This is a genomic window from Chlorobium sp. N1 (genome assembly GCF_004332115.1).
Lineage (GTDB): Bacteria > Bacteroidota > Chlorobiia > Chlorobiales > Chlorobiaceae > Chlorobium.
The window spans coordinates 1-25,344 of record NZ_SJPA01000009.1 but is presented as its reverse complement, the minus strand read 5'-3'; the positions used below and the strand labels follow the sequence as shown (position 1 = coordinate 25,344).

Genomic DNA, 25,344 nt, shown 5'->3' with positions numbered 1-25,344 from the left:
CGTTGGTCTGTGGGGAAAAGTGGTTGTCAGGAAAGGAGCGCCTTGACGGCCGCCTGCACGGCGCTGCCGTCGGCCTTGCCTTTGAGGGCCTTCATGGATTCTCCCATGACGCGCCCCATATCCTTCATGGACGAGGCACCGGTTTTCGCGATGACCTCGCGCACCACGGCCTCGATCTCTTCGGCCCCGGCGGGTTCCGGCAGGTAGGTTTCGATGACCTTCAGTTCGGCCTCCTCGTTTTCGGCCAGGTCGGCCCTTCCTCCGGCGTTGAACTGCTCGATGGCGTCGCGGCGGCGCTTGGCCAGGCTCGAAAGCACGTCCATTTCCTGGTCCTCACTCAGTTCGGCCTTCCCTCCGACGCGGATGGAGACCTCCTTTTCGAGCAGCGCCGCCCTGATGGAGCGGATCGCGGTCAGGCGGGTTTTTTCACCGCTTTTCATTGCGGCTTTCAGGTCGGCGTCTATCTGTTCCTTGAGGCTCATGGCGCTTGTGTCTTGTGATTGCTATGGTAAGTGGATGAAAATAAGGCAAAAACCCGATCTTTCCCAGACGGGGCGGCGCTATTTCGGCGCCGCTCCTTCCTTTACTCGTTGATGTCGCCGCCGACCGGACGCAGTACCAGCTCCTCGACGACGGTGCGCTTCGCCATAAGGTAGGTTTCCACGACCGGTCCCGAGATGTCCTCCGGCATCATCATGACGCTCTTCATCTCCTCGTCGACCGCTCCCCACATCGGGGTCAGCACGGCGCCCGGCATGACGTTCGTCACCCTGACCCCGCACCTGCGCGCATAGATGCGGACGGCTTCGACGAGTCCGTCCTGCGCGAACTTCGTCATCGAGTAGATGGAGGAGGAGGGGAATGCCTTCCGGGCGGCGACGGAGGTGATGAAGAAGATGTGCCCGGAACGACGGCCTTCCATGTGCCGGAACACCTTCTGGGTAAGGAAGAAGGTCCCTTTCATGTTGACGCCGGCCATCAGCTCGTAATCCTCTTCGCTCATCTCCAGGAACGGCTTGAAGCTGCCGACTCCTGCGTTGTTGACGAGGCAGTCTATACGGCCGTGCCGCCTGACGATGCCCTCGACGAAGTCGTCCAGCCCGGAGGTGTCTGCGATGTCGAGCACCGCAGTTTCGGCTTCCGCGCCGTATCCCCGGCACTCTTCGGCGAGCCGTTCAAGCTCTTCGGGCGTGCGGGACGCGAGGACGAGAAGCGGTTCGAACTCCGTGTTCCGGGCGGCGGCTGCCGCAAATTCCAGGGCGATGGCCCGGCCGATGCCTTTGCCGGCTCCCGTGATGACGATGACCTGTTTCATGCTGTCTGCTCTTTTGGGTGGTTTATGTATATGTCGTTCCGGGGGACGGTGTCGGTTGCGTGATATCCTGGATTAAGAGTGTAATAACATTGCAACATCCGTGTGTGGTGTGAAGTGATGGCAATATTGTATATATTCGCTCATAAGCAAATGGCAAGGCAACCGCAAACCCCTATGCCGTACTGCCGCGGTATGAACAATGATAAATCAGTATGCTCGTTATGGCAAGAAGTAAAGTGAAATGGTTTGACGGGAAGAAAGGGTACGGTTTCATCCTCCACCCCGAAGGCGGGGAGGACATTTTCGTGCATTTTTCCGCAATCGAAAGCGACCAGCCCTTCAAGGTGCTGAACCAGGACGCCGATGTCGATTTCGAGATCGATACCACCCAGAAAGGCCTCCAGGCCAAGAATGTCCGTGAACTGCCCTCCGAGGCCGCTCAGGCCTCTTCTTCCGCAGTGCAGGATGCTGCGTCCGGGGAAACGTCCGCCCCGGCCGGATTCTTGGGGGAGTAGGGCTTCTCAGCCGAGCAGGCCGCTTTCCCGGAAGCTGAACCAGCCGGTCTTTCCGACGATGACGTGATCGAGCAGGTCGATCTGGATGACGGCGCTCGCCTGTTTGAGGAGCGTGGTCACCTGGCGGTCGGCGTTGCTCGGCTCGGTGTCCCCCGATGGGTGATTATGGACGAGAATTATCGCGTGGGCGCTCTCGCGGATGGCCGACTTGAACACCTCCCTCGGATGGATGAGAGAGGCGTTGAGGGTCCCGACGGTGGAGCGGACGCACCGGGTGACCTGGTTCTTCGTGTTCAGGTGGAGCACGAAGAGGTGTTCCTGCGTCTCGTCGGGGATCCGTCCCTTCATGTACTCGTACACGTCCCTGGCGCCCTGTATGCGGCGGTTTGCGTTCTTCTTGTGGCTCAGGCGGTTGTTGAGCTCGAAGATGGCGACGATCTGCATCGCCTTGGCCTGGCCGATGCCCGGTGTCTTCTGCAGCTCCCGCAGCGTCATCGAGGCGAGTTTCTCCAGCCCGTTCTCGGCGATGATGCGCTGGCAGGTGTCGACGATGTTGAGGTGTTTGGTGCCGGAGCGGAGGATGAGGGCAAGGAGCTCTGCCGAGCTGAGCGCTGAGGGGCCGCTGGAGAGGAAGCGTTCCCGCGGACGGTTCTCCGGGTCGAGATCGTGTATGCGCATGGGCGGATGGACGCGAGGGGTTGGCGGAATCGCCCCGGTGCTCCGGCGCGGCTGCGCCATGGGGTGTATCCGTGAGAGACGGTTTGTCGGTCTCTGTCGGATAGTATAGGATATAATACGCAGAAAATATGGTAACGGCAAGCGAGGGGCCGGCAGCGGATGCCGGCCCTTCGTGCGTTCGTCAGAGGGCGGGTTCGGGCTTCGGGGCCTTCAGGGTGAAGAGGTGGTAGTTCATGCTGTCCTCGAGGGCCCGGAGGCTGGCCTCGATGATGTTGGTCGATACGCCGACGGTGCCCCATGTGGTGCGGCCGTTGCCGGTTTCGATGAGCACCCTCACTCTGGCGCTGGTGCCGCGTTTCTCTTCGAGGACGCGGACCTTGTAGTCGACGAGTTTGATTCCCTTGATCTCGGGGTAGAAGCGGATGAGCGCTTTTCTCAGCGCCTTGTCGAGCGCGTTGACTGGGCCGTCGCCGTCGGCAGCGATATGCTCGGTCTCGTTGCCGACCCGGACCTTCATGACCGCCTGGTCGACGTTGCGGCCTTCCAGGCTGGATTCGACGTACACCTTGCTTTCGATCACCTCGAAGTAGGGCTTGAAGGAACCGAGCTCCTTCTGCAGGATCAGCTCGAACGAGGCTTCGGCGCCGTCGAACTGGTATCCCCGGTTTTCAAGGTCCTTGACGTGCAGGACGATCTTTTTGATCTGCTCTCCGTCCTCGGGGATCGTGATGCCGAGCTCCCTGGCCCGGTAGCGGATGTTGCTCTGGCCGGCCAGTTCCGAGACCAGTACGCGCTGGCGGTTGCCGACGAGGGCGGGATCGATGTGCTCGTAGAGCGAACTCTCCTTCATGACGGCGCTGACGTGGATGCCGCCCTTGTGGGCGAATGCCGAGCGGCCGACGAAGGGTGCTTTCGAATCCGGAGGGAGGTTGAGGATCTCGTAGACGAAGCGCGAGAGCGAGGTCAGCTGGGCGAGGTCCGGTACCGAGGCTCCGGTTTGGGGGAGCTTGAGCACGAGGTTGGCGATGATGCTCAGGATGTTGGCGTTGCCGCACCGTTCGCCGATGCCGTTGATGGTGCCCTGTACGTGGGTCGCGCCGGCCATGACTGCGGCGATCGAGTTGGCGACGGCAAGCTCGCTGTCGTTGTGGCAGTGGATGCCGACGGGGACGGAGGTGTGCTTCCTGACGTCTTCGACGATGGCCGAGATCTCGTGCGGCAGCGTGCCGCCGTTGGTGTCGCAAAGAACCATGCGGCTCGCTCCGCCCTCTTCTGCGGCCTTGAGCATGTCGAGGGCGAAGGCGCGGTCGTCCTTCCATCCGTCGAAAAAGTGCTCGGCGTCGAAGAAGACCTCGCGGCCGGCATCCTTCAGGAAGGCTACCGAGTTGCGGATCAGGGCTCGGTTCTCGGCGTCGGAGATGCCGAGGCCTTTCTCCGAATGCGCCCTCCATGTCTTGCCGAAGATGGTGATGACCGGGGCCTGGCACCTGACGAGGCCCAGGAGGTTCACGTCGCTCTCTACGTCGCCGGAACGGCGGGCCGTCGAGCCGAACGCGCAGAGCCTGGAGTGGCGGAGCTCAAGCGCTGCCGCCTTTCTGAAGAACTCTTCGTCTTTCGGGTTGCTGCTCGGCCAGCCGCCTTCGATATAGTCCATGCCGAACTCGTCGAGCCGCTGGGCGATGAGCAGCTTGTCCTGCAGGGAGAGGTTGATGTGCTCTCCCTGGGTTCCGTCGCGCAGCGTCGTGTCGTAGAGCTCCACCTTCTTCCCTGTGCCAGTCATGAATCGGTCCTTTCCATCAGGTTTTCCTTGCGGGCGTAGGCGAAGATGCCGCCGGCCTCGACGATGTCGAAGACGTCGCCGAGGGGATTGAGGCTGTAAGTGTTGCCGGTGGTGAGGTTCTCGAGCGTGTTGGCTGCGATGTCGATTTTCACCTCGTCGCCGGTCTTCACGAACTCCGTCAGGTGCTCCGCGGTCTCGTAGGGGATGACGAAGCCGCCGTCGACGCAGTTGCGGTAGAAGATGCGCGCGTAGGATTCGGCGACGATGGCTTTCGCGCCGGCAACCTGCAGGGCGAAGGGGGCGTGCTCCCTCGAGGAGCCGCAGCCGAAGTTCTCGGCGGCGATGATGACCGAGTAGTCGCTCTTGAAGCTCCCTTCGCTGACGAAGGGGATGTTGCCCTCGGGAAGGCCGGCCTGGGCCGGCGGTACGCCGGAGAGGGCGTATTTGCCGTAGAGCTTCACCTCCTCGGGGTCGGAGAGGCTGTAGACGAGGTGCTCGGCCGGGATGATCTGGTCGGTGTCGATGTTCTTGCCGAGTACGAAGGCTTTTCCCTGTATGATGCTTTCCATGGTGTTTCTTCTCAGTTCAGGTTCTGTTCTGTGCGGTTTCTCAGAGGAAGTCCCTCGGGTCGGTGAGCTTGCCGGTGATGGCCGATGCCGCCGCCGTGAGCGGTGAGGCCAGGTAGACCTCGGCCTGCTTGCTGCCCATCCGGCCGGGGAAGTTGCGGTTGGTCGTCGAGACGACGACGTCGCGGTCGACCGAACGTCCGAAGGTGTCCGACGGGCCTCCGAGGCAGGCTGCGCAGGAGGGGAGGGCGATGTTGCATCCCGACTCCACGAAGATCTCGCGGAGCGTTTTTCCTTCGTGCGTCTCGCTATCGAGGCCGGCTGCGACCTGGACGGTGGCGGGCACGATGTTCGTCGTGATGGCCACCTTCTGGCCGTAGAGGATCTTTGCGGCCATCCTGAAGTCGGTCAGCTTGCCGCCGGTGCAGGAGCCGATGTAGGATTTGGTGATGGGCGTTCCCTCGACGCTGCGCACGGTGGCGAGGTTGTCGGGGCTGTGCGGCTTGGCGACGACCGGCTCGAGCTTCGAGACGTCGTAGCGGTGGACGCTGTGGTACCTGGCGTCGGGGTCGCTGTGGAAGATCTCGTAGGGCTTCGAGGTGCGGGCCTTCACGAAGGCCTCGGTGACCTCGTCGACGGCGATGATGCCGCTCATGCCGCCGGCCTCGATGGCCATGTTGGTGAGCGTCATGCGCTCCTCCATCGGCAGGCTGTGGATCGCCTCGCCGTCGAACTCGAGGGCGCGGTAGGTGGCCCCGTCGGTGCCGATGTCGCCGAGGATCTGCAGGATCAGGTCCTTGGCCATGAGGTACTCGGGCATTACCCCGTCGAAGGTGAACTTCATCGATTCGGGCACCTTTTCCCAGAGCTTCCCGGTACCGAGGATGAATGCGGCGTCGGTGTTGCCGATGCCGGAGCCGAACATGCCGAACGCGCCCGAGGTGCAGGTGTGCGAGTCGGTGCCGAAGAGCACGGTGCCGGGGACGTTGAAGCCCTCTTCGGCGAGCGCGACGTGGCAGACGCCCTTGTAGCGCTCCGTTCCGACGTCATAGTAGTTGGGGAGGTGCTGCTCGGCCGCGAACTTGCGCAGGAGGTCGATGTTGCGCCGTGCGTGCTCGTTCGAGGTGAAGATGTAGTGGTCGGGAAGGACGACGACCTTCTCCGGATCCCAGACTTTGGCGCCGGCTCCGAACTCATGGTTGAAGATGTCGAAGGTCGGCGGTCCGCAGACGTCATGGGTGAGGAGGACGTCGACGTTAAGCCATACGTTTTCGCCGGCGTCGACGAACTTGCGGTTTGCCGCCCTTGAAAGGATTTTCTGGGTTATTGTCTGTGCCATAATTCTTAAACCCCGTGCTCTGTGGTTTCGTTTGTGGTGTTTTCTTCGTGTTCAAGTCGGAGGCCGAGCGCCTGGATGTAGGCCCTGGCGCTGGCTTCAATGATGTCTGTCGATACCCCCCGGCCGGTGTATGAACGTTCGGCGTCGCGGATCCGCACCTGCGCCTCTCCGAGCGCTTCGCGGCCGGCCGTGGCCGAACGGACGGTGTAGCCGGTGACCATCGAAGAGATGGAGAGGGCCCGCTCGATCGCCCTGAAACAGGCGTCGACCGGCCCGTCTCCGGTGGCCGACTCCTCGTATACCCTGTCCCGGAAGAGGATCCGGACGGTGGCTGTCGGGATGGACGCGGTTCCGCTGTTGATGTGCAGGTAGTCGAGGGTGTAGGCCGAGCCCCGGTCGGCGAGCGTGTCGCCCATGAGGAAGCGCAGATCGTCGTCGTAGACCTCTTTCTTCTTGTCGGCTATCTCCATGAAGCGCCGGTAGACAGGCTCGAGTTCCTCGTCCGCGATGGCGTAGCCGAGCGCTTCGAGTCGAGCCTTGAGGCCGTGCTTGCCGGAGTGGCGGCCGAGGACGATGCTGGTTTTGGGCACGCCGACCGATTCCGGGGTCATCACCTCGTAGGTCTGGCGGTTCTTCAGCATGCCGTCCTGGTGGATGCCGGATTCGTGCGAGAAGGCGTTCTCTCCGACGATCGCCTTGTTCGGCTGGACGATGATGCCGGTGAACGTGGAGACCATCCGGCTGGTCCGGTAGATCTCCCTGGTGTCGACGGCGGTTTCGAAGTCGTGCAGGTCGCTGCGGACCTTGAGGGCCATGACGATCTCCTCGAGCGAGGCGTTGCCGGCCCGCTCTCCGATGCCGTTGATGCTGCACTCGGCCTGCCGGGCTCCGTTTTCAAGGGCGCTGAGCGTGTTGGCGACGGCCAGTCCGAGGTCGTTGTGGCAGTGGACGCTGATCGTGGCTTCCCCGATATTGGGGACCCGTGAGCGGAGGTCGGCGATCTTCCTGCCGAACTCCGAGGGCCAGGTATAGCCGGTGGTGTCGGGGATGTTCACGGTCGTGGCGCCGGCGGCGATGACCGCTTCGGTGATTTCGGCGAGGTAGCCGGGGTCGGTTCGGCCGGCATCCTCTGCGGAGAACTCGACATCCCCGCACAGGCTTTTCGCGTAGGCGACGGCGTCGACGGCCATCCGGAGGACGGTGCGCCGCTTCTCGTCGAGCGTGCGTCCGTACCGGTCGGAGGCGAACTTGCCCTGGATGTGGATGTCGGAGGTGCTGATGAAGGTGTGGATGCGGGGCTTTTTCGCCCTGCTGAGTGCCTTCCAGGCCGAGAGGATGTCGGATTCGACTGCCCGTGAGAGGGCTGCGACGACGGCGGCGGACTCGCCGGCGACGCGCTCGACCGCTTCGAACTGCAGGGGGGAGGAGGCGGGAAAGCCCGCCTCGATGATGTCCACCCCGAGTTTCTCGAGCTGCCGGGCGATCTCGACCTTCTCCTGGACGTTCAGGGACGCTCCGGGGGACTGTTCACCGTCGCGGAGCGTTGTGTCGAATACCAGGATCTTTTCTTTCACCGTGCCTTAAACCCTTTCGTTCTGCTCAGGCGCCGAGGTGGCGGAGGATACCCTCCGTCATCTCCGTCGTCGAGACCGTTTTCTCTCCGGGAGCTGCGATGTCGGCCGTGCGAAGTCCGTCGGCAAGCGCGGCTTCGATGGCTGCATGAATCTCGTTTGCGATGTCCTGCATGCAGAAGCTGTGCTCGAACATCATGGCGACCGAAGCGATGGTGGCGATGGGATTGGCGATGTTCCTGCCCGCGATGTCGGGAGCGCTGCCGTGGATCGGCTCATAGAGGGCGTGGATGCGTCCGATGCTGGCCGAGGGCAGCATGCCGAGGCTTCCGGTGATCATGCCGGCGATGTCGCTGAGGATGTCGCCGAAGAGGTTGCCGGTGACGATGACGTCGAACTGCTTCGGGTTGCGCACGATCTGCATGGCGGCGTTGTCGACGTACATGTCGGCGAGCTCGACGTCGGGGAAGTCGCGGTGCACGCGGTGCACTTCGTTCCTCCAGAACTGCGACACCTCGAGGACGTTGGCCTTGTCGATCGACATGACGCGCTTGGCGCCGCGCTTCTGGGCCGCCTCGAAGGCAAGGCGCGCGATGCGTTCAACCTCGTGCTTTTCGTAGGCCATCGTATTCCAGCCTTTCGTCTCGTCGTAGCCTCTCGGTTCGCCGAAGTAGATGCCGCCGGTCAGTTCGCGGAATACCATGAAGTCGGTGCCGCGCACCACGTCGGCCTTCAGGCTCGATGCGTCGACGAGGGCGTCGTAGACCTTTGCGGGGCGGAGGTTGGCGAAGAGCCCGAGCTCGCGGCGGATCTTGAGGAGCGCGGCCTCAGGCTTGTGCTCGTGCGGAAGGTTCTCCCACTTCGGACCGCCGACGGCGCCGAGCAGGACGGCATCGCACTCGCGGCAGGCATTGAGGGTCTCGTCGGTCAGCATGCTGCCGTGCAGGTCGTAGGATGCGCCGCCGAAGGGGTGCTCCTCGACCTGGATCTCGAAGCCGTGCTTTTTCGTGACCTGCCGCATGACGGCAAGTGCTCCGGCGACTACTTCCGGGCCGATGCCGTCGCCGGGTATGGATACGATCTTGTACATAGTGTTCTCGAAGTGGAGAGGGTTATTTCCTGACGAGCCAGCTCATCATGTTGCGGAGCTTGGCGCCGACCTTTTCGATCGGGTGCTGGGTGTTCTCTTCGCGGAGCCTGTTGAGGTTCCTGTAGCCGCCTTCGCACTCGTCGATGAACTCGCGGGCGAAACGGCCGTCCTGGACCTCCTCGAGCACCTTCTTCATCTCGGCCTTCACCGCCGGGGTGATGAGGCGCGGGCCGCGGGTCATGCCGCCGTACTCGGCCGTATCGCTGACGGAGTAGTTCATGCGGGAGAGGCCACCTTCATAGTAGAGGTCTACGATGAGCTTGAGCTCGTGCATGCACTCGAAGTATGCGAGCTCCTCGGGGTAGCCCGCTTCAACGAGGGTCTCGAAGCCGGCCTTGATCAGCTCGGCCGATCCGCCGCAGAGGACGGCCTGCTCGCCGAAGAGGTCGGTTTCGGTCTCGTCCTTGAAGTTGGTCTCGATGACGCCGGCTTTCGTGCCGCCGATGCCCTTGGCCCATGCAAGCGCGGTGTCCTTCGCGCTTCCGCTGGCGTCCTGGTGGACGGCGATGAGGCACGGCACGCCGTTGCCCTCGGTGTAGGTGCGGCGCACGAGGTGGCCGGGGCTCTTCGGGGCGATCATGATGACGTCCACGTCGGCCGGGGGGACGATCTGCTTGTAGTGGATGTTGAAGCCGTGGCCGAAGGCGAGGGTGTTGCCTGCCGAGAGGTTCGGCTTGATCTCGGCTTCGTAGACGGCTTTCTGGGTCTGGTCGGGGAGCAGGACCATGACGATGTCCGCCCATTTGACGGCATCGGCGACCGGTTCGACGCGGAGGCCCGCCTCGCGTGCCTTCTGGCATGATGAACTGTCAGTGCGGAGGCCGACGCAAACGTTCAGGCCGCTGTCCTTGAGGTTCAGCGCATGGGCGTGGCCCTGGCTGCCGTAACCGAGGACGGCGATGTTCTTTCCCTGGAGGCGCCCGAGATCGGCATCCTGCTCATAATAAACGTTCATCTCGTAAGTAGGTTTTGATTGATTGAATGGCAGTTATTCTGGTGTTCATTCCCCGCGGTGGATGGCTACAGCCCCAGAGCGGGCGAGCTCCCGGATGCCGTAGGGCCTGAAAATATCAATGGTGGTATTGATTTTATCCGGGGAACCGATGACCTCAATAGTAATGGATTTTTGTTTGATATCCACGACTTTTCCCTTAAAAACGTTGATCAGCTCGAAAATCTCGTGCTGGGTGGCCTTGCTGAGTTTCATGGTCATGAGCAGCAGTTCGCGCTCGACATGCGGCTGGCGGGTGAGGTCGGTCACCTTGATGGTGTCGATGAGCCGGTTGAGCTGCTTGAGCACCTGGCTGACGATCTGGTCGTCGCCGCGCGTGACGATGGTCATGCGTGAGATCTCCGGATCCTCGGTCTCGCCGATGGAGATGCTCTCGAGGTTGAAGCCGCGGGCGCTGAACATCGATGCGACCCGGTTGAGGGTGCCGAACTTGTTTTCGACAAGGACTGATATGAGATGTTTCATCGTTGGACGGGGTTAAACCATTGTTTTCGGATTCAGCCTCTCGAGGAGCATGTCTGAGATGGAGCCGCCTGCCGGAACCATCGGGAAGACCATGTCCTTCCTGATGACGCGGAACTCCACGAAGACGGGGCCTTCGTTGTAGTCAAGCGCAGAGCGGATGGCCGCTTCGGCTTCCGCCGGGGTCTCGGCCCGCATGGCCCTGCAGCCGAACGCCTCGACGACTTTGAGGAAGTCGGGGTTGCTGTCCTCGAGGTCGGTGAACGAGTACTTCTCCTGGTGGAACAGCTCCTGCCACTGGCGGACCATGCCGAGGTAGCTGTTGTTGAGCAGGAAGATCTTCACCGGGATCCGGTAGTGGACCGCGGTGACGAGCTCCTGGATGTTCATCATGAACCCGCCGTCGCCGCAGAAGAGGACGACAGGGCGGTCGGTGACGCCGAAGGCCGCGCCGATGGCGGCCGGAAGGCCGTAGCCCATCGTGCCGAGCCCGCCGCTGGTGATGATCGAGCGGGGCCTGTTGAAGCGGTAGTACTGCGAGGTCCACATCTGGTGCTGGCCGACGTCGGTGACGACGACGGCGTTGCCTTCCGTCTGTTTTGACACCTGGTCGATGACGAATTCGGTCTTCAGCGAGTCCTCCTCGACCGTGTAGGTCATCGGGCACTGTTCCTGCCACTGGCGGATCTCATTGAGCCACGCTTCGTGCTTTTCGGCCTTTTTCGGCAGCGCCTTCAGGATCCCCTGGAGGAAGTTCTTCGAATCGCCGACGATCGGCAGGTCGACCTTGATGTTCTTGTCGACGTTCGTCGGGTCGATGTCGTTGTGGATCTTGTAGGCCTGGGGGGCGAAGGTGTCGACCCGGCCGGTGACGCGGTCGTCGAAACGGGCGCCGACGGCGATGAGCAGGTCGCACTTGTTGACCGCCTGGTTGGCCCAGTAGGTGCCGTGCATGCCGAGCATGCCCATCGAGAGGGGGTGGCTCGCCGGGAAGGCGCCGAGCCCCTGCAGGGTCATGGTGACCGGGATGTCCAGCTTCGTGGCCAGCTCCTGCAGCTCTTCGGAGGCTTCCGCAGTGATGACGCCGCCGCCGATGTAGAGGAGCGGGCGTTTGGCTTCGGCGATCTTGTGCGCCGCCTTTTCGATCTGGTTCTGGTGGCACTTGAGGGTCGGCTTGAAGCCGCGGATGTCGGCCTGCTCCGGCCACTCGAAGGCGCAGCTGGCGTTCAGGATGTCCTTCGGCATGTCGACGAGCACGGGGCCCGGCCTGCCGTTGGTGGCAAGGAAGAAGGCCTTCTGGATGGTCGAGGCCAGTTCCCGCACGTCCTTGACGAGGAAGTTGTGCTTGGTGATCGGGCGCGTGATGCCGACGATGTCGGCTTCCTGGAAGGCGTCGTTGCCGATGAGGCTGCTCGGCACCTGGCCGGTGAAGACCACCATCGGAGAGGAATCCATATAGGCGTTGGTGATGCCGGTGACGGTGTTCGTCGCGCCGGGACCGGAGGTGACGAGGACCACGCCCGGCCGGCCGGTGGCACGCGCATAGCCCTCGGCCATGTGCGTTGCACCCTGCTCGTGGCGGACGAGGATGTGCTTGATGTCCTCGATGTCGTGGAGGGTCTCGTAGACCTTCAGGAGCGCTCCGCCGGGGTAGCCGAAAATGAGGTCGACTCCTTCCCGCCGGAGGCTTTCGAAGAATATTTCAGAGCCATTCATGGTCGGTCCTGATGCTGGCATGGTCGTCGGTATTTGGGTTCAGTTGTAGTCGGGTGTCTTCAGGATCGCGCCGGTAGAGGCGGAGGTCACCATTTGAGCGTAGCGGGCCAGGTAGCCTTTCCTGATCTTGGGTACGAATGCGGGCAGCCCGGCCAGGCGTCGTTCGATCTCCTCCTCTCCGACCTCCATCGTAATGGAGCGGTTGGGGATGTCGATCGAGACGGTGTCGCCGGTCCGGAGCGCTGCGATGGGGCCCCTCTCCGCCGCTTCCGGCGAGACGTGGCCGATGCATGCGCCGCGCGAGCCGCCCGAGAAGCGTCCGTCGGTGATGAGCGCGACCGAGTCGCCGAGGCCGCGGCCCATGATGGCACTCGTCGGGGAGAGCATCTCCGGCATGCCGGGACCGCCCTTCGGGCCCTCGTAGCGGATGACGACCACGTCGCCCGCCTTGACGTCCCCCTTCATGATGGCGCCGATGGCCTCGTCCTGGGAGTCGTAGACCTTCGCGGGGCCGGTGTGCTGCATCATCGGCGCGCTGACCGCGCCCGTCTTGATGACGGCGCCCTGGGGGGCGAGGTTGCCGTAGAGGACGGCAAGGCCGCCGGTTGCCGAATAGGGGTCCTCGATGCTGCGGATGACCTTGCGGTCACTGACCACGGCGCCCTCGATGTTCTGGCCGAGGCTCCTGCCGGTGACGGTGGGCACGGAGAGATCGAGCAGCCCGTCGATCTTCGAGAGCTCCTTGAGAATGGCCGAGATGCCGCCGGCTCGGTCGACGTCCTCGATGTGGACCTCCATCGTTGCGGGGCTCACTTTGCAGATGTAGGGCGTCCTGGCCGAGAGGGCGTTGAGCTCCGAGAAGTCGAAGTCGAGTTCTGCCTCGTTTGCGATGGCCAGCGTGTGCAGGATCGTGTTGGTGCTTCCGCCCATGGCGAAGTCGAGGGCGAAGGCGTTGAGGAGGGCCTGGCGGGAGAGGATGTCGCGCGGCCGGACGTTCTTTTCGACGAGGTCGATGATGCGGTGCGAGGCCTCGCGGACGAGCTCGCGGCGGCGCGGGTCGCTCGCCAGGATGGTGCCGTTGCCGGGCAGGGCGAAGCCGAGTGCCTCGGAGAGGCAGTTCATGGAGTTGGCGGTGAACATGCCGGAGCATGAGCCGCAGCCGGGACATGCGTTCTCTTCGATCGTTTCGAGTTCCTGCTCCGAGATCTCGCCGGTGCTGCGCTGGCCGACGGCCTCGAAGACGGAGATGAGGTCGACCGTTTTGCCGGAGGGCGTGTGGCCGGCTTTCATCGGGCCGCCGGAGACGAAGATGGCCGGGATGTTGATGCGCAGCGCGGCCATCATCATGCCGGGAGTGATCTTGTCGCAGTTGGGGATGCAGACGAGGCCGTCGAGCTGGTGTGCTTCGGCGACGGTTTCGACGCTGTCGGCGATGAGCTCGCGGCTGGCCAGCGAGTAGCGCATGCCGATGTGGCCCATGGCGATGCCGTCGCAGACGCCGATGGTGTTGAACTCGAACGGGACGCCGCCGGCCTCCCGGATCGCTTCGCAGGCGAGCCTGCCGAGCTCCTGCAGGTGGGCGTGGCCGGGAATCAGTTCGTTGAAGGAGTTGCAGACGCCGATGAAGGGCTTGCGGTAGTCGCTTTTCTCGCGGATGGTGCCGGTCGCTTTCAGAAGGCTGCGGTGGGGGGCTTTTTCATATCCCGCTTTTATGGTGTCGGATCTCATAGGTGCGATGTCTGTTTTTATGCAATTGACTTCCAGGGCCCCGGAACCGCCGGTCCCGACGTCACTCTGTGCATGTGGTGTGCAGAAACAGGAATGTGAGGACTGGGGGGCGGTGCCGGATTCAGCGTACTGAACCGGTTACGATAATGCCCGATACGGAAGTGATGGCTGCAGGGCGCGCGGCGCTGCTAAGGGACCGTAAGGCCCTTTTGCGGCTGCCGGGGGAGTGGCGGTTGCGGTAACCGGTATGTGACGACGGTGCAGTCATGGATGGATACGGGTTTCTTCGGCAAACGGTAACGGACGAAAAATCGGCATTAAATTACATTTTCGCCGCCATTAATACAAGCGGATGCTCCCTAATAATATAGGGGTACGGACATGGGTTCCGTTCCTGCCGGATTTCGCACCTTTTTCGTGCACTGTCGTGCCTCGGCACTTGGCGGATTCCCGTGGTTTTTCTTGTCTTGGAGTTCCAAAGGCGTATATTTTAATGATATCGGGCAATTTCCGCATTATCATCCTGCACAATCACAACACTGCAGCCATGCTGAACATTCCGCTCCCCCTCGCACCAGAATTTCCGGCATTCCTCCTTTCGGCCGGCCTCCTCGTTCTTTTCATCCTGCTCTCCGAGCTCCTTTCCGGCCGATTCGGTCTCGATGCGACGGTCTCGCGCAAGATCGTCCACCTCGGAACGGGCGTGGTGCTCTTCTTCGTCCCGTCCTGGTTCGACTCGAATTTCTACCCGCTGCTCCTTGCGCTGCTGTTCCTGGTTCTCAATACGCTGAACCTTTCGTTCGGCTGGTTCCGTTCGCTGCTCTCCGGCCCCGGGGCCGGGGAGCCTGCTTCCCAGGCGGTCCGCAGTTACGGCAGCATCCTCCTGCCGCTTGCATTCCTGCTCGGCACGCTCCTGCTCTGGGACGATCACCGCTGGATCCTGCAGACCGCCGTCCTGGCCTCGACCGCAGGGGATTCGCTCGCCGCGCTCGTCGGCTCCGCCTTCGGCCGCCACCTGATTCCAGACCTTACCCGCAACCGCAAGAGCCTGGAAGGGTCGGCGACGATGTTCGGGGTTTCGTTTGCCGGCATCGCCCTTTCGTTGCTCTTCTTCCAGCCCTCATTCACCGGCGGCCTCCAGGGTGCGCCGCTCCTCACGCTTCTCCTGCTCGCCCTGCTGCTCGCCCTCGTCTCGACGGCAGTCGAGGCTTTGCTCTCCTACGGGCTCGACAACTTCTTCATTCCCTTCGCGACGGCATACGTCCTCTACCTGCTCGACGGCAACCAGGCCGCGACGGCTTCCGGACTCCTCGGCGGTGGGCTCTTCGCCTTCCTGCTTGCCGTTTTTTCGGTGAAGGTGCGTTTCCTCAACAACAGCGGAGCCACGGCGACTTTCCTGCTCGGCACCACCATCTTCGGTGTCGGCGGCATGCTCTGGACGGTGCCGCTGCTCACCTTCTACCTGCTCTCATCGGTCCTCTCGAAGCTCGGGCGCAGGCGCAAGGCCAAGTTCGACCTTGTTTTCGAAAAAGGCTCGCAGCGGGACGCCGGGCAGGTCTACGCTAACGGCGGCATCGCCTGGATCCTCATGGGGGTCTACTCCCTTACCGGAAACCCGGCGGTCTTCTTCGCCTACCTCGGCACCCTCGCCGCCGTCCAGGCCGACACCTGGGCGACCGAGATCGGCACGATGTGGCCGAACCCCAAGGCATGGCTCGTGACCACTCTCCAGCCGGTCGCCGTCGGCACCTCCGGCGGGGTATCCTTCCCCGGCACGGCCGGCGCCTTCATCGGCTCGCTCTTCATCTGCCTCGGCGCCGTGGCGGTGGGTACGCCGTGGCTGCAGGAGTTCGGCCTCCTCAACTCGTTTCTCCTGGTAGGGTTTTCGGGCCTCCTGGCCAGCCTCGTCGACAGTTTCTTCGGCGCCACCCTCCAGGCCCAGTACTACGATCCCATCCGCGAGAAGGTGACCGAGCGGACCCACAGCATGGCGCCCGACGGATCGAAAGTGGAGAACCGGCTGCTGAAGGGCTACGCCCTCGTCAACAACGACCTCGTCAACACGCTCTGCGCCCTTTCCGGCTCCGGGCTCGCTTTTCTTGTCATCCAGAACGCAGGACTCTTTTGATATGTCGCCCTATATCGTATGTTTGTCTGACGGCCCCTCCGGGGGCCGTTCCTCTACGAGACCGCAGTTGAACCTTAACCTTCCACGTTCCCATGCCTGAAGCGCATTCCGGTATCCTCACCCTCCTCTCGCAGGCGGGTCCCGTCGTCCTCTTCGTCCTCGCCGTCCTTCTGCTTTTCTCCGTCGTCTCCTGGGCGATCATTTTCCAGAAATTCACCTTCGTTCGCCGCTCGATGCGCGAGTCGACGGCATTTCTCGACGCTTTTTTCCAGTCGCAGGGTGTGGAGCGGATCTTCGCCGAAAGCGAGAACTACCGCAACGCCTCCCTCGCCCGCGTCTTCCGCGCGGCCTACGTCGAGTACCGTGCCCTCAGCGAAGCTCCCGGATCCGGCGAGCCGCGCGTTCGCATCGCGCGAGCCGTGAAGCGGGAAGCCAACCTCGAACTGAAGCGCCTCTCGACGCTGGTGCCGTTCCTGGCGACGGTCGGCAATACCGCGCCCTTCATCGGTCTGTTCGGGACGGTATGGGGGATCATGGACGCGTTCCAGAACATCGGCATGGTGCAGTCGGCTTCGCTCGCCGCCGTGGCTCCGGGCATCTCGGAGGCGCTCGTCGCAACCGCCGCCGGGCTTGCCGCCGCCATTCCCGCCGTCATGGCCTACAACTATTTCTCCCTCCAGATCGGCATCATCGAGCGCGACATCGAGGAGTTTGCCCCCGAGTTCACCTCCGCCTGCCTTCCCAACCAGACACAGGACTGATCACCATGATGACTTCCGGAAAAGGCCGGCTCATGAGCGACATCAACGTCACGCCGCTCGTCGACGTGATGCTCGTCCTGCTCATCATCTTCATGGTGACGGCGCCGATGATGACGCACGGCGTCAAGGTCGAGACGCCGGAGACCACGCATGAAAAAATGGATGTGGATCCCAAGGGCCTGATGATCAGCATCGACGGCTCGAGGCGGGTGTTCGTCAACCAGTACGAACTCGGCGCCTCGGAGGTCCGTGAGAAGCTCCCGACGCTGCTCGACGTGAAAAAGACCGGCGAGGTCTATCTCAAGGCCGACAAGTCGCTGCCCTACGGGCTGGTGATGGATGTCATGGCGCAGATCAGGGATGCCGGCATCGAGAAGATCGGCATGGTTACCGAACCCGCCCCCGTGAGGCGGAAGGAAGGACGATAGGCGGGTCTATGAGAAAAATCGGGATGCCCTTCGGAACCGGCAGGCCTTTTTCCTTCTGGATCGTCCTGGCCGTGGCGGCTCACCTCGCCGTCTTCGCCGCGCTGGTGGCCTATCAGCAGTGGACGGCCGTGCGCCCTTTCAGGCCGAGGGTCGTCAGCGTCAGCCTCCTTTCGCTTCCGGGCGGGGGAGAGCCTGCCGGGGGTGGTTCGAGGGCGGTCAGCGAGCCTGCTCCGGCGCCGAAGCCGGAGAAGAAGGCGGCCTCGGCACCAGAAAAGAAGGCGGTGAAGGTCCCTGAGGCGCCCAAGGCGAAGAAAACCGTTCCGGAGCCGAAGAAAACCCCTGCCGCGAAGAAGAAACCCGTGGCGCCCGAAAAGGCTCCCGATATCTCGAAGGCGATCGCCGATCTCAAAAAAAAGGTCGAGGCCGACGAGGCGGCGAAAAAGGCGGCGGGCCGGGACAACCTTGAACGGGCGCTCTCACGCCTGAAGGAGTCCGTGGCCGCCGGAAGCGGCGTCTCCTCCGGCCCTGCCGGAGCGCCGGGGAAGGGAACAGGGGCCGGTACCGGGGGCGGAGGCGGGACCGGCGATCCCTATCGTGCCGGGATTGCACAGATCATCAACGCGAACTGGAACTTCTCGAGCCCGATGCTGCAGAGCGCCGGAGGGATGGAGGTGTATGTGAAAATACAGGTGCTTCGCGACGGAACGATCCAGCAGATCGTCTTCGAGAAGCGTTCCCCGAGCGCCTACCTGAACAACTCGGTCGAAATAGCCCTGGAGAAGTCCTCGCCCCTTCCCCCGTTCCCTTCCGGCTATGCTTCGCAGTCGGAGTGGATCGGCTTCGTCTTTACGCCAGAGGGGATCGCGCCCTGAGGGAAAGGGATGGGAGTCTTTCGGGGGTTGCGCGTATTGTGTATATTTTTTCATTTTCCTTGAATCGATCCGATCCGTGACGGACCTCCGGCTGCAGATCCTCTCCGGGGTTCCCGCCGATGATGAGACGATAACGAGACGACAACCCATAACGACACCACCGTACCCATGAGGCTCTTAATGCGACCCGCTGCCGCTTTTCTGCTCACGTTCCTTCTCAGTCTGGCCTTCTCTCTTCCCGCCCGTGCGACGGATGGCGAGTATATTGCGATCCGCAAGGAGGGTTCCGGGCGCATCGCCCTCATTGTCGCCCCACCGCTGGCCGAGGGAGGAAAGGCTTCCTCCTGGTCCGGGGAGATCGACCGGGAGATCCGCCGGGCTCTCGATTTCACGGGGCTTTTCAACATGATTCCTCCGCCCATGAACCTTTTCGAGGAGGGAAAAGGCGGAAAGCCTGCGCTGAATTTCGGCGCACTCAATTCCATCGGTGCGGAGGTGTTCGCCGGAGGGACGGTCTCGGGGGATCCCGACCGGGTCCGGCTTACCATGGCCGCCTATGAGACCTTCGGCGCCAAACCCATTCTCAGCAAGACCTATACGGGCAGTTCCGGCGATCTGCGTGCCCTCGCCCATGCCTTCTGCGCCGATCTCGTGCAGCTCCTGACCGGCCACCGATCGGTCTTCGGCTCAAGCATCGTGTTCGTGTCGAACCAGAGCGGGTTCAAGGAGATCTACTCCTGCGCCTTCGACGGCAGCAACGTCCGCCAGCTGACCCGTTCCCGCTCCATCTCCCTTACTCCCGCGCTCTCTCCCGACGGCACCAGCCTGGCCTTTACCGACTATACGAGCGGCAGGCCGGCGCTGAAGATCATGAACCTCTCGGACCGCCGCATCGCCTCCGTCCGGCAGTCCGGGGTCAGCATCGATCCCGGATGGCGGAGCAACGCGGAGGTGGCCACGACCCTCTCATTCCAGGGTGACCAGGAGATCTACCTTGTCCGCACCGATGGTTCCCTGTCCCGCAGGGTGACGAGCAGCCGGGGGATAGACCTCTCCCCGTCCTTTTCACCCGACGGAAGCAGGATGGCGTTCGTTTCCGCCCGCTACGGCAACCCGCAGATCTTCATCCTCGACCTGATCTCCGGCCAGACCCGTCGGCTGACCTACAACGGCAATTACAATACGCAGCCCTCGTGGTCTCCGGCCGGCGATAAAATTGCCTATAGTTCAATGGAGAAAAACGGCGAAATAAATATATTTACCATAAGGGCGGACGGTTCGGGCGCGACCCAGCTGACTTCGGGGGACCGCGAGAACGAATCTCCGTCCTGGTCGCCCGGCGGCGACATGATCGTCTTCACCTCCAGCCGCCAGGGCCAGAAAAAACTTTATGTCATGAATGCGAACGGGGAACACCAGCGTCGTCTCCTCCAGATGTCGGGAGAGCAGATGCAGCCCTCATGGTCGTTTGTCCGCTGACGCATCTGTTCTTAGGCAGTACACGCAGTTTTTTACAAACACAAAACAGGGGGAACCATGAAAAATCTCAAGCCTTTAGCCAGAAGTCTGTGTATCCCGGCGCTGCTCTTCATCGGAGCATGCAGCTGCCAGAAAGATGTTGCCGTCGCTCCGGAGCCCCCCCCTCCGCCGGCCCCAGCTCCTGTTGCCGTTCCCGCTCTCGGAGACGTGTTCTTTGATTTCGACCAGTCGGCCCTCCGCGTGGACGCCCAGAGCCAGCTCCGCGACAATGCGGCCTGGATGGACGCCAACCGTTCCCGCCGTGTTGTTGTTGAGGGACACTGCGACGAGCGTGGCACCGCCGAGTACAACATGGCCCTCGGAGAGCGCCGGGCCAATTCTGCGAAGGACTACATGGTAAATCTCGGTGTCAGCTCAGAGCGCATCGAGACGGTCAGCTTCGGCGAAGAGAAGCCGTTTGCCGCCGGCAGTACGGAGGAGGCCTGGGCGCAGAACAGGCGGGCGCATTTCGTGGCTGAATAAGCAGTACCCGGAGAGAGGGCGGCGTTCAGCCGCCCTGCTTCGTTTCCCGTAACCATCACAATCAAAACTTCCGGTCCCATGAAAAAAAGCGTGTATGGAATCCTTTCCCTCGCCGTGCTTTTCACTGCAGGGTGTTCGTCCAAAAATGCCGTGGCTCCTTCGGGCGGGGCTGATGCCGGGGCAGGAGCCGGTGTTCCCGCTCCAGCTCCCGTGACTTCCGTCGAGGCAGGTCCTTCCGGCTACGGATTCGATGAGTACCAGACCGGTCCGCTCGGCGACGTGTTCTATGAGTTCGACAGCTCCGAGCTGAGTTCGGACGCGCAGAATCAGCTTCAGCAGAACGCCACCTGGATGGGCAACAATGCCGGTGCATCCACCCTTATCGAGGGTCACTGCGACGAGCGCGGAACCTCCGAGTACAACATGGCACTCGGCGAGCGTCGTGCCACGAACGCCAAGGAGTACATCGTCAGGCTCGGTATTCCCTCTTCTCGCATCGAGACGGTGAGCTATGGCGAAGAGAAGCCGTTTGCGGCAGGCCATGACGAATCGGCCTGGTCGAAGAACCGCCGTGCGCACTTCATCCTCAAGTAAGTACCGAGTGCCGTTCCCTTCTTTCCGGGCCCGTTCAGGGCCCGGGAGGTTAATTCAAAGATGAACAATACCCCGATGCCCATGATCACGAAATCCGGCAGGTTTCTTCTCGTTCCGTTCCTTTTCCTCTCCGCCTGCGCTTCGAAGCAGGACCTCGTCGTCGTCAAGGACAATCTTGAAACCATCAAGACGCAGTCCGCAGGATCCTATACCGAAATGCAGCAGATCCGCGACCGAATCGGTTCGATCGAGGGACGCATCGACGAGTCGACGTACCGCAGCCGCTCGGCTTTCCAGCGCCTCGGTGCAGAGGATTCGCTGCTGGTGCAGAAGAGCGATGAGCTCGAACGCAGGATCCGGGCCGTCGAACGCTATCTCGGGTTGACGCCGCCTCCGAAAGAGGCCGTTTCGGTGCCCGCCGCAATGCCGGCTGCCGCCGCCGACAGCGTCGCCGCAGCTCCGCCTGACAGCGCTGCCGCAATGAAGGGGGCTCCGGTTGCCGTATCGCAGGCTCCGGCCCCGAAAAACGATTCCGATCTTTTCAATGAAGGTGCGGCGATGTTCGGCAAGGAGCGTTATGCTGACGCCCGCGAGCGTTTTTCCGCCCTGGTCAGGGAGTATCCGAAGTCTTCACGGGCTGGTGACGCGCAGTTCTTCATCGCCGAAAGCTGGTTCGCCGAGAAAGCCTACGACAAGGCCATCCTCGATTACCAGACCGTGATCGCCAAGTACACCAAAAGCGCGAAGCGCCCTGCTGCGATCTACAAGCAGGCCCGTTCGTTCGAACTGATCGGCGACACGACTAACGCGAAAACCCGTTACCGGGATCTCGTGAACGTCTATCCGCAGGCTCCTGAAGCCAAGCTGGCCCGCCAGAAGCTCAACTAGGGTTCCCGTTTATTCCGCCGCAGCCGGCAGCGTTCCCGCGGGGATGCTGTCGGTATGCAGCACTGTTCCCTCTCCCTCCACGATCCTCACTGTCCACGTTCCCTCTTCACCCCGTCCGACCGTTTTTTGCGACCAGCAGCGCCATCGCCGGCCGGTGGGCGTACCGACGGCTATCCGCTGTACCGTTTTTCCGTTGAACAGCCACTCATGGTAGAGGGGTTTCCCCGAAGGGTTCAGAATGTCGCTGAAGTATGCGATGGCAGTTTCTTGCTGTGGCGTACGCCGGAGCCGGTCAAGAGGAGAGCGTTTCTCCCTGTCGATCGACGTCGTGAAGCAGCTGTGCGCTACTGTCGCGCCGCTTGCCGGTGCACTGTCCGCGTTTATGGCCGGCGCCTGGCTCTGCAGCGTGTCCGGTTCCGGAAGAGGAGCGGCGGATGGAGCCGGCACCGGGGCCGGCGGTGCCGCGGCCGTCATTGCCGGATCGGGTGTTTTCTGTACGGTTCTGGACGGGGTCTGGCATGCGCGCCCGACGAGCAGCCAGGCAGCGATAAGGAGCGTCACTGCAACGGCTCCGGCAAAAGCATTGCGCCACAGTCCGGGTTGTTGCTCCCGATGGTCGGGAACAGGACGCGTCGTGCTCGACCGGGGCACCGGAATGCCGGCCGCCTCCTTGAGCTCATGGAAGAGCGGTTCGTCATAGGCGCCGAGCGCCTGCGCGTATTCACGCATGAGGGCGACCGTGTAGGCAGGGGGGAGGATCTCGAGGTCTCCGGCCTCCAGCCGTGCGAGGCGGTCGGGAGCCGTGCCGGCCATCCGTGCGGCTTCTTCGAGGCTGAGCCCTTTGCCTTCCCTTGCCTTCCTGAGCGTATCGAGTATGGTCCGTCCGATCCGGACGAACTCCGTCATGTTTTCCATTTCGAGTGTTCTCTGGGGTTGAGGCGCTTTGGGAGGAAAGCTACGAATTCGGTCTCAGTTCAAAGGGCTTTTTCATTGTTAACTTAACGAAAAATACGCCGGATGCCTTCATCGGTCTGCAGATGAGGCATTTTTTTTCATCCCTACGGCGTTCCGACGTGTCGCAATTGCAAATTCCCTAACGGACTGTCTCTCTGGTGAAGCCGTCACGCTGCTGGCGATATCAATTCGGCTGGCGTAATTTTTTTTGTCAGCTTATTTGGAATAAATCTAAATAGTGTTAAGTTTCTCGTGATTTAATTAGATAGAGTATAAATAAGAAGAACAATCATACACCCTCAGCTGCACATGAACAGATTCGTTAAAACCACCGCCGCCGCATCGCTTTCGATGCTCCTTTCATCCACGGCATTCGCCAATAACGAGGTCGAGGAGCTGAAGCGCCGTCTCGACGCGCTCGAGAAGAGGAGCGAGCTTTCCGCTTCGGCCGAAGAGAAGGTCGGCCCTGAGCTTTCCTTCGCGGGCCTTGTCGAGGTCGAAGGGGCCTTTGTCGACACCGAAGGGGCGAAGTCGACCTCCGATATCACCCTTGCCACGCTCGAGCTCGGCCTCGAAGCGAAGCTCAACTCCTGGATCACGGGCTACGGCGTCCTGCTCTACGAACAGGGTGAGAACAATGACAATATTTCGGTCGACCAGGCCTATATCCGGATGAAGTCCGGCTCTTCGCCGCTGTTCCTCGAGGTCGGCCGCCTCACGCAGTCCTTCGGCAGCTTCGAGAGCGGCATGGTCTCCGATCCCATGACGCTCGAACTCGGCGAGACCACCGGGCACGCATCGGTGAGGGCGGGTTATGAAGAGGACGGCCTTGCCGGTTCGGTCTCCGTTTTCAAGGGTGACGTGCAGAAGGCGGGCGAGAGCGAGATCCAGAGTCTTGTCGCAGCCCTCGGCTGGAGCGGGGAGCAGGATGATTTCCGCTACGGCTTCGGCGCCTCCTGGACCAACAATATGGCCGACACCGACGGGCTGCAGGACAGCTTCGATGCTGATGGTAAAAAAACCACGGCTGATTTCGTGGGCGGATGGTCGGTAAACGCCATGGCGGGTTACGGCAGCTTCGAATTGAGGGGCGAGTACCTCGGCGCCTGCGACAGTTTCAAGGATGGTGGCGACTACAGTGGCCGTCAGCCTTCCGCCTGGAGCGTCGAGGCGGGTTACCGGTGCGAGCTTCCGCTTCGACTCGCCGTGCGCTATGAGGGTTCCGACGATTTCGGCACCAATGACAGCCGTTACGGCGCGACCGTCGGCTGGGATGTGGTCGATGGTGCGGGCCTTGCGCTCGAGTACCAGCGTGCCGACAACAAGGCCGGCACGGCTGATACCGATACCCTCACCATGCAGCTTGCAATGGAATTTTAACCAACCTCAAAAAAACAGGAGCAGCGATGATGGTGCCTCTTGGTGTGCTCGGAGCGGGGGAGTCCGCCCAAATCGTCGGATTCCGCCGCCGTGAAGGCGGCGGGGGCCCGCTCTCCTGCGGCAACGGATCCGGCCGCCTCCTTCACGGCAGCCGGGGTCCGGGTCGCGGAAGGCCGCGGGACGGAAGGCCGCACGACGGCCGGGGGCAGGAGCTCCGGCTTTCGGAGCTGGGCTTCAGTCCCGGCCAGACGGTCGAGGTGGTCCAGAGCGGCCGCGGCGTGCCCTTCCTCCTGAAGGTCCACGACGGCCGGATGGCAATTGATCACAGTGTTGCAATGGAAATCATCGTACGGAGAAAAATATCATGAATCTATCAGAACTCAAGAAAGGGCAGGCCGGGCGGGTGCTTTCCGTCTCGGCCTCCCCGCAGCTTCGGCGCCGCCTCTTCGACATGGGGCTGCTGGCCGGTGAGACCGTCAGGGTGGAGGGTGTCGCCCCGCTCGGCGATCCGTTTGAAATCTCGGTCAAGAACTACCGCCTGACGCTCCGCAAGCACGAGGTCGAGGGCATAACCGTCGAGGAGGTGGCATGATGGAGGCAGAAGCACTGGTCGGTTCCGTCATGAAACCGGCCGAGAAGGCCTCGGAGACGCGGGTCGTTGCCGTCGTCGGCAATCCCAACTGCGGAAAGACGACGCTCTTCAACGCGCTGACCGGCCTCAACCAGACGGTCGGCAACTGGCCGGGCGTCACGGTCGACCGAAAGAGCGGTTCGTTCTCCCATAAGGGCCGCTCCTACGAGCTGGTCGATCTTCCCGGCATCTATTCGCTCTCCGCCCTCTCCGAGGACGAGGCGGTGGCCCGCGACTACATCCTCGGGGGCGAGGCGGAGCTCGTCGTCAATATCGTCGACGCCTCGAATCCCGACCGCAACCTCTACCTGACGAGCCGGCTGCTTGAGATGAACGTGCCGGTGCTCGTTGCGCTCAACATGCTCGATACCGCGGCCGGCCGCGGTATCGACATCGACGTCGAAGCGCTCTCGGCAGGGCTCGGGTGCCGCGTCGTGCCGATGGTGGCCTCGCGCGGCGAGGGTCTTTCGGAGCTCAAGGACGCCATCGCCGAAGAGCTCGAGAAGAAACGGGTTCCTGGCTGCAGGGTTTCCTACCCCGACGCGATCGTCCAGGCGGTCAAGAGGCTCGCCTCGGAGCTCGAGGGGGTCGGCGGAATCGTCGCCCACCACTAGTGTCCGGTTATAAGTCAAATAAATTCAACTGGTTATCGGTATAGGTACTCTCGATTGTGCCGGCTGAGTTCGTAACTAATTGTAAAATATCGACTTTCTCGAATACGCTGAGACTCAGGATCTGTAGAAATGTGGGCTCTTCGTCAAATTTAGTGGGAATGCGGGAGGAAATGGATAGCTTGACGTAGTCTCAAGCCTCACCAATCCAACCCGCAGTCTCGTGATGGAATCCCTGATCTCTCATTACCAGCAGCTTCTTGG

26 protein-coding genes are annotated in these 25,344 nt (G+C 62.2%); 13 read left to right on the top strand and 13 right to left on the bottom strand.

Annotated features, from left to right (window positions below):
* Positions 1–26: 26 nt before the first annotated feature.
* Together E0L29_RS09900 and E0L29_RS09895 are read right to left on the bottom strand one after the other, a co-directional pair.
* Positions 27–482, bottom strand: coding sequence for a GatB/YqeY domain-containing protein (locus E0L29_RS09900; RefSeq protein WP_131358407.1), 456 nt, complete (start codon positions 480–482; stop codon positions 27–29).
* Between the two features lie 101 nt (positions 483–583).
* Positions 584–1,315 (bottom strand): SDR family oxidoreductase, encoded by a 732-nt coding sequence (locus E0L29_RS09895; RefSeq protein WP_131358403.1) that lies wholly within the window; start codon positions 1,313–1,315, stop codon positions 584–586.
* Positions 1,316–1,536: 221 nt separating this feature from the next.
* Here E0L29_RS09895 and E0L29_RS09890 point away from each other — a divergent pair, with 221 nt between their 5' ends.
* Positions 1,537–1,830, top strand: a complete 294-nt coding sequence (locus tag E0L29_RS09890; RefSeq protein ID WP_131358400.1) for a cold shock domain-containing protein — start codon at positions 1,537–1,539, stop codon at positions 1,828–1,830.
* A 6-nt stretch (positions 1,831–1,836) separates the two neighbouring features.
* On the opposite strand, the gene radC is transcribed toward E0L29_RS09890, so the two are convergent.
* From radC to ilvD, 10 genes are all read right to left on the bottom strand, one after another.
* Positions 1,837–2,508 carry a DNA repair protein RadC gene (gene radC, locus E0L29_RS09885; protein ID WP_131358397.1) on the bottom strand — a complete coding sequence of 224 codons (672 nt, stop codon included), beginning with the start codon at positions 2,506–2,508 and terminating at the stop codon, positions 1,837–1,839.
* Positions 2,509–2,689: 181 nt separating this feature from the next.
* Complete coding sequence (cimA, locus tag E0L29_RS09880) at positions 2,690–4,288, bottom strand: citramalate synthase (RefSeq protein ID WP_131358394.1); 1,599 nt, start codon at positions 4,286–4,288, stop codon at positions 2,690–2,692.
* Entirely contained in the window at positions 4,285–4,857 is a 573-nt protein-coding gene (locus E0L29_RS09875; RefSeq protein ID WP_131358391.1) for a 3-isopropylmalate dehydratase, read from the bottom strand. The genes cimA and E0L29_RS09875 overlap by 4 nt, the downstream gene beginning before the upstream one ends.
* Before the next feature lie 40 nt (positions 4,858–4,897).
* Complete coding sequence (locus E0L29_RS09870) at positions 4,898–6,193, bottom strand: 3-isopropylmalate dehydratase large subunit (RefSeq protein WP_131358388.1); 1,296 nt, start codon at positions 6,191–6,193, stop codon at positions 4,898–4,900.
* Positions 6,194–6,198: 5 nt separating this feature from the next.
* Entirely contained in the window at positions 6,199–7,767 is a 1,569-nt protein-coding gene (locus E0L29_RS09865) for a 2-isopropylmalate synthase (protein WP_131358385.1), read from the bottom strand.
* A 25-nt stretch (positions 7,768–7,792) separates the two neighbouring features.
* Complete coding sequence (gene leuB, locus E0L29_RS09860; protein WP_131358382.1) at positions 7,793–8,854, bottom strand: 3-isopropylmalate dehydrogenase; 1,062 nt, start codon at positions 8,852–8,854, stop codon at positions 7,793–7,795.
* A 22-nt stretch (positions 8,855–8,876) separates the two neighbouring features.
* Entirely contained in the window at positions 8,877–9,869 is a 993-nt protein-coding gene (ilvC, locus tag E0L29_RS09855; RefSeq protein WP_131358379.1) for a ketol-acid reductoisomerase, read from the bottom strand.
* A gap of 45 nt (positions 9,870–9,914) precedes the next feature.
* Positions 9,915–10,391 (bottom strand): acetolactate synthase small subunit, encoded by a 477-nt coding sequence (ilvN, locus tag E0L29_RS09850; RefSeq protein ID WP_131358376.1) that lies wholly within the window; start codon positions 10,389–10,391, stop codon positions 9,915–9,917.
* Positions 10,392–10,403: 12 nt separating this feature from the next.
* The gene (gene ilvB / locus E0L29_RS09845; protein ID WP_131358373.1) at positions 10,404–12,125 is read right to left on the bottom strand and encodes a biosynthetic-type acetolactate synthase large subunit; all 1,722 of its coding nucleotides are present in this window, start codon (positions 12,123–12,125) and stop codon (positions 10,404–10,406) included.
* A gap of 18 nt (positions 12,126–12,143) precedes the next feature.
* Positions 12,144–13,832 (bottom strand): dihydroxy-acid dehydratase, encoded by a 1,689-nt coding sequence (gene ilvD, locus E0L29_RS09840; protein WP_131358371.1) that lies wholly within the window; start codon positions 13,830–13,832, stop codon positions 12,144–12,146.
* A 547-nt stretch (positions 13,833–14,379) separates the two neighbouring features.
* Here ilvD and E0L29_RS09835 point away from each other — a divergent pair.
* From E0L29_RS09835 to ybgF, 8 genes are all read left to right on the top strand, one after another.
* Complete coding sequence (locus E0L29_RS09835) at positions 14,380–15,960, top strand: DUF92 domain-containing protein (protein WP_131358368.1); 1,581 nt, start codon at positions 14,380–14,382, stop codon at positions 15,958–15,960.
* 92 nt (positions 15,961–16,052) lie between these two features.
* Positions 16,053–16,721 (top strand): protein TolQ, encoded by a 669-nt coding sequence (tolQ, locus tag E0L29_RS09830; protein ID WP_131358365.1) that lies wholly within the window; start codon positions 16,053–16,055, stop codon positions 16,719–16,721.
* Between the two features lie 8 nt (positions 16,722–16,729).
* Complete coding sequence (locus E0L29_RS09825; protein WP_131358531.1) at positions 16,730–17,149, top strand: ExbD/TolR family protein; 420 nt, start codon at positions 16,730–16,732, stop codon at positions 17,147–17,149.
* An 8-nt stretch (positions 17,150–17,157) separates the two neighbouring features.
* Entirely contained in the window at positions 17,158–18,021 is an 864-nt protein-coding gene (locus E0L29_RS09820; protein WP_131358362.1) for a TonB C-terminal domain-containing protein, read from the top strand.
* A gap of 168 nt (positions 18,022–18,189) precedes the next feature.
* Positions 18,190–19,500: a Tol-Pal system beta propeller repeat protein TolB gene (tolB, locus tag E0L29_RS09815; RefSeq protein ID WP_131358359.1), complete on the top strand. Its 1,311-nt coding sequence runs from the start codon at positions 18,190–18,192 to the stop codon at positions 19,498–19,500.
* A gap of 57 nt (positions 19,501–19,557) precedes the next feature.
* Positions 19,558–20,022, top strand: coding sequence for a peptidoglycan-associated lipoprotein Pal (pal, locus tag E0L29_RS09810; protein WP_131358354.1), 465 nt, complete (start codon positions 19,558–19,560; stop codon positions 20,020–20,022).
* Positions 20,023–20,100: 78 nt separating this feature from the next.
* Positions 20,101–20,616, top strand: a complete 516-nt coding sequence (gene pal / locus E0L29_RS09805) for a peptidoglycan-associated lipoprotein Pal (protein ID WP_131358351.1) — start codon at positions 20,101–20,103, stop codon at positions 20,614–20,616.
* Positions 20,617–20,697: 81 nt separating this feature from the next.
* On the top strand, positions 20,698–21,504 hold the full coding sequence (gene ybgF / locus E0L29_RS09800) for a tol-pal system protein YbgF (RefSeq protein ID WP_242664365.1): 807 nt from the start codon (positions 20,698–20,700) through the stop codon (positions 21,502–21,504).
* A gap of 9 nt (positions 21,505–21,513) precedes the next feature.
* On the opposite strand, the gene E0L29_RS09795 is transcribed toward ybgF, so the two are convergent.
* Complete coding sequence (locus tag E0L29_RS09795; protein WP_131358345.1) at positions 21,514–22,419, bottom strand: DUF2914 domain-containing protein; 906 nt, start codon at positions 22,417–22,419, stop codon at positions 21,514–21,516.
* Between the two features lie 348 nt (positions 22,420–22,767).
* On the opposite strand from E0L29_RS09795, the gene E0L29_RS09790 reads away from it, so the two are divergent.
* The 4 genes from E0L29_RS09790 to E0L29_RS09775 are packed head-to-tail and all read left to right on the top strand — an operon-like array spanning position 22,768 to position 25,083.
* Positions 22,768–23,838, top strand: a complete 1,071-nt coding sequence (locus tag E0L29_RS09790) for an LbtU family siderophore porin (protein WP_131358342.1) — start codon at positions 22,768–22,770, stop codon at positions 23,836–23,838.
* 26 nt (positions 23,839–23,864) lie between these two features.
* Entirely contained in the window at positions 23,865–24,206 is a 342-nt protein-coding gene (locus E0L29_RS09785) for a ferrous iron transport protein A (RefSeq protein WP_242664363.1), read from the top strand.
* Positions 24,203–24,430, top strand: coding sequence for a ferrous iron transport protein A (locus tag E0L29_RS09780; protein ID WP_131358339.1), 228 nt, complete (start codon positions 24,203–24,205; stop codon positions 24,428–24,430). The genes E0L29_RS09785 and E0L29_RS09780 overlap by 4 nt, the downstream gene beginning before the upstream one ends.
* Positions 24,427–25,083, top strand: coding sequence for a FeoB small GTPase domain-containing protein (locus tag E0L29_RS09775; RefSeq protein ID WP_242664361.1), 657 nt, complete (start codon positions 24,427–24,429; stop codon positions 25,081–25,083). Before E0L29_RS09780 ends, E0L29_RS09775 begins: the two co-directional genes overlap by 4 nt.
* Positions 25,084–25,344: the final 261 nt, after the last annotated feature.

Coding starts and splice junctions, on each gene's coding strand:
- E0L29_RS09900 (WP_131358407.1), bottom strand. CDS start 482: ATGAGCCTCAAGGAACAGATAGACGCCGACCTGAAAGCCGCAATGAAA.
- E0L29_RS09895 (WP_131358403.1), bottom strand. CDS start 1,315: ATGAAACAGGTCATCGTCATCACGGGAGCCGGCAAAGGCATCGGCCGG.
- E0L29_RS09890 (WP_131358400.1), top strand. CDS start 1,537: ATGGCAAGAAGTAAAGTGAAATGGTTTGACGGGAAGAAAGGGTACGGT.
- radC (WP_131358397.1), bottom strand. CDS start 2,508: ATGCGCATACACGATCTCGACCCGGAGAACCGTCCGCGGGAACGCTTC.
- cimA (WP_131358394.1), bottom strand. CDS start 4,288: ATGACTGGCACAGGGAAGAAGGTGGAGCTCTACGACACGACGCTGCGC.
- E0L29_RS09875 (WP_131358391.1), bottom strand. CDS start 4,857: ATGGAAAGCATCATACAGGGAAAAGCCTTCGTACTCGGCAAGAACATC.
- E0L29_RS09870 (WP_131358388.1), bottom strand. CDS start 6,193: ATGGCACAGACAATAACCCAGAAAATCCTTTCAAGGGCGGCAAACCGC.
- leuB (WP_131358382.1), bottom strand. CDS start 8,854: ATGTACAAGATCGTATCCATACCCGGCGACGGCATCGGCCCGGAAGTA.
- ilvC (WP_131358379.1), bottom strand. CDS start 9,869: ATGAACGTTTATTATGAGCAGGATGCCGATCTCGGGCGCCTCCAGGGA.
- ilvN (WP_131358376.1), bottom strand. CDS start 10,391: ATGAAACATCTCATATCAGTCCTTGTCGAAAACAAGTTCGGCACCCTC.
- ilvB (WP_131358373.1), bottom strand. CDS start 12,125: ATGCCAGCATCAGGACCGACCATGAATGGCTCTGAAATATTCTTCGAA.
- ilvD (WP_131358371.1), bottom strand. CDS start 13,832: ATGAGATCCGACACCATAAAAGCGGGATATGAAAAAGCCCCCCACCGC.
- E0L29_RS09835 (WP_131358368.1), top strand. CDS start 14,380: ATGCTGAACATTCCGCTCCCCCTCGCACCAGAATTTCCGGCATTCCTC.
- tolQ (WP_131358365.1), top strand. CDS start 16,053: ATGCCTGAAGCGCATTCCGGTATCCTCACCCTCCTCTCGCAGGCGGGT.
- E0L29_RS09825 (WP_131358531.1), top strand. CDS start 16,730: ATGACTTCCGGAAAAGGCCGGCTCATGAGCGACATCAACGTCACGCCG.
- E0L29_RS09820 (WP_131358362.1), top strand. CDS start 17,158: ATGAGAAAAATCGGGATGCCCTTCGGAACCGGCAGGCCTTTTTCCTTC.
- tolB (WP_131358359.1), top strand. CDS start 18,190: ATGAGGCTCTTAATGCGACCCGCTGCCGCTTTTCTGCTCACGTTCCTT.
- pal (WP_131358354.1), top strand. CDS start 19,558: ATGAAAAATCTCAAGCCTTTAGCCAGAAGTCTGTGTATCCCGGCGCTG.
- pal (WP_131358351.1), top strand. CDS start 20,101: ATGAAAAAAAGCGTGTATGGAATCCTTTCCCTCGCCGTGCTTTTCACT.
- ybgF (WP_242664365.1), top strand. CDS start 20,698: ATGATCACGAAATCCGGCAGGTTTCTTCTCGTTCCGTTCCTTTTCCTC.
- E0L29_RS09795 (WP_131358345.1), bottom strand. CDS start 22,419: ATGGAAAACATGACGGAGTTCGTCCGGATCGGACGGACCATACTCGAT.
- E0L29_RS09790 (WP_131358342.1), top strand. CDS start 22,768: ATGAACAGATTCGTTAAAACCACCGCCGCCGCATCGCTTTCGATGCTC.
- E0L29_RS09785 (WP_242664363.1), top strand. CDS start 23,865: ATGATGGTGCCTCTTGGTGTGCTCGGAGCGGGGGAGTCCGCCCAAATC.
- E0L29_RS09780 (WP_131358339.1), top strand. CDS start 24,203: ATGAATCTATCAGAACTCAAGAAAGGGCAGGCCGGGCGGGTGCTTTCC.
- E0L29_RS09775 (WP_242664361.1), top strand. CDS start 24,427: ATGATGGAGGCAGAAGCACTGGTCGGTTCCGTCATGAAACCGGCCGAG.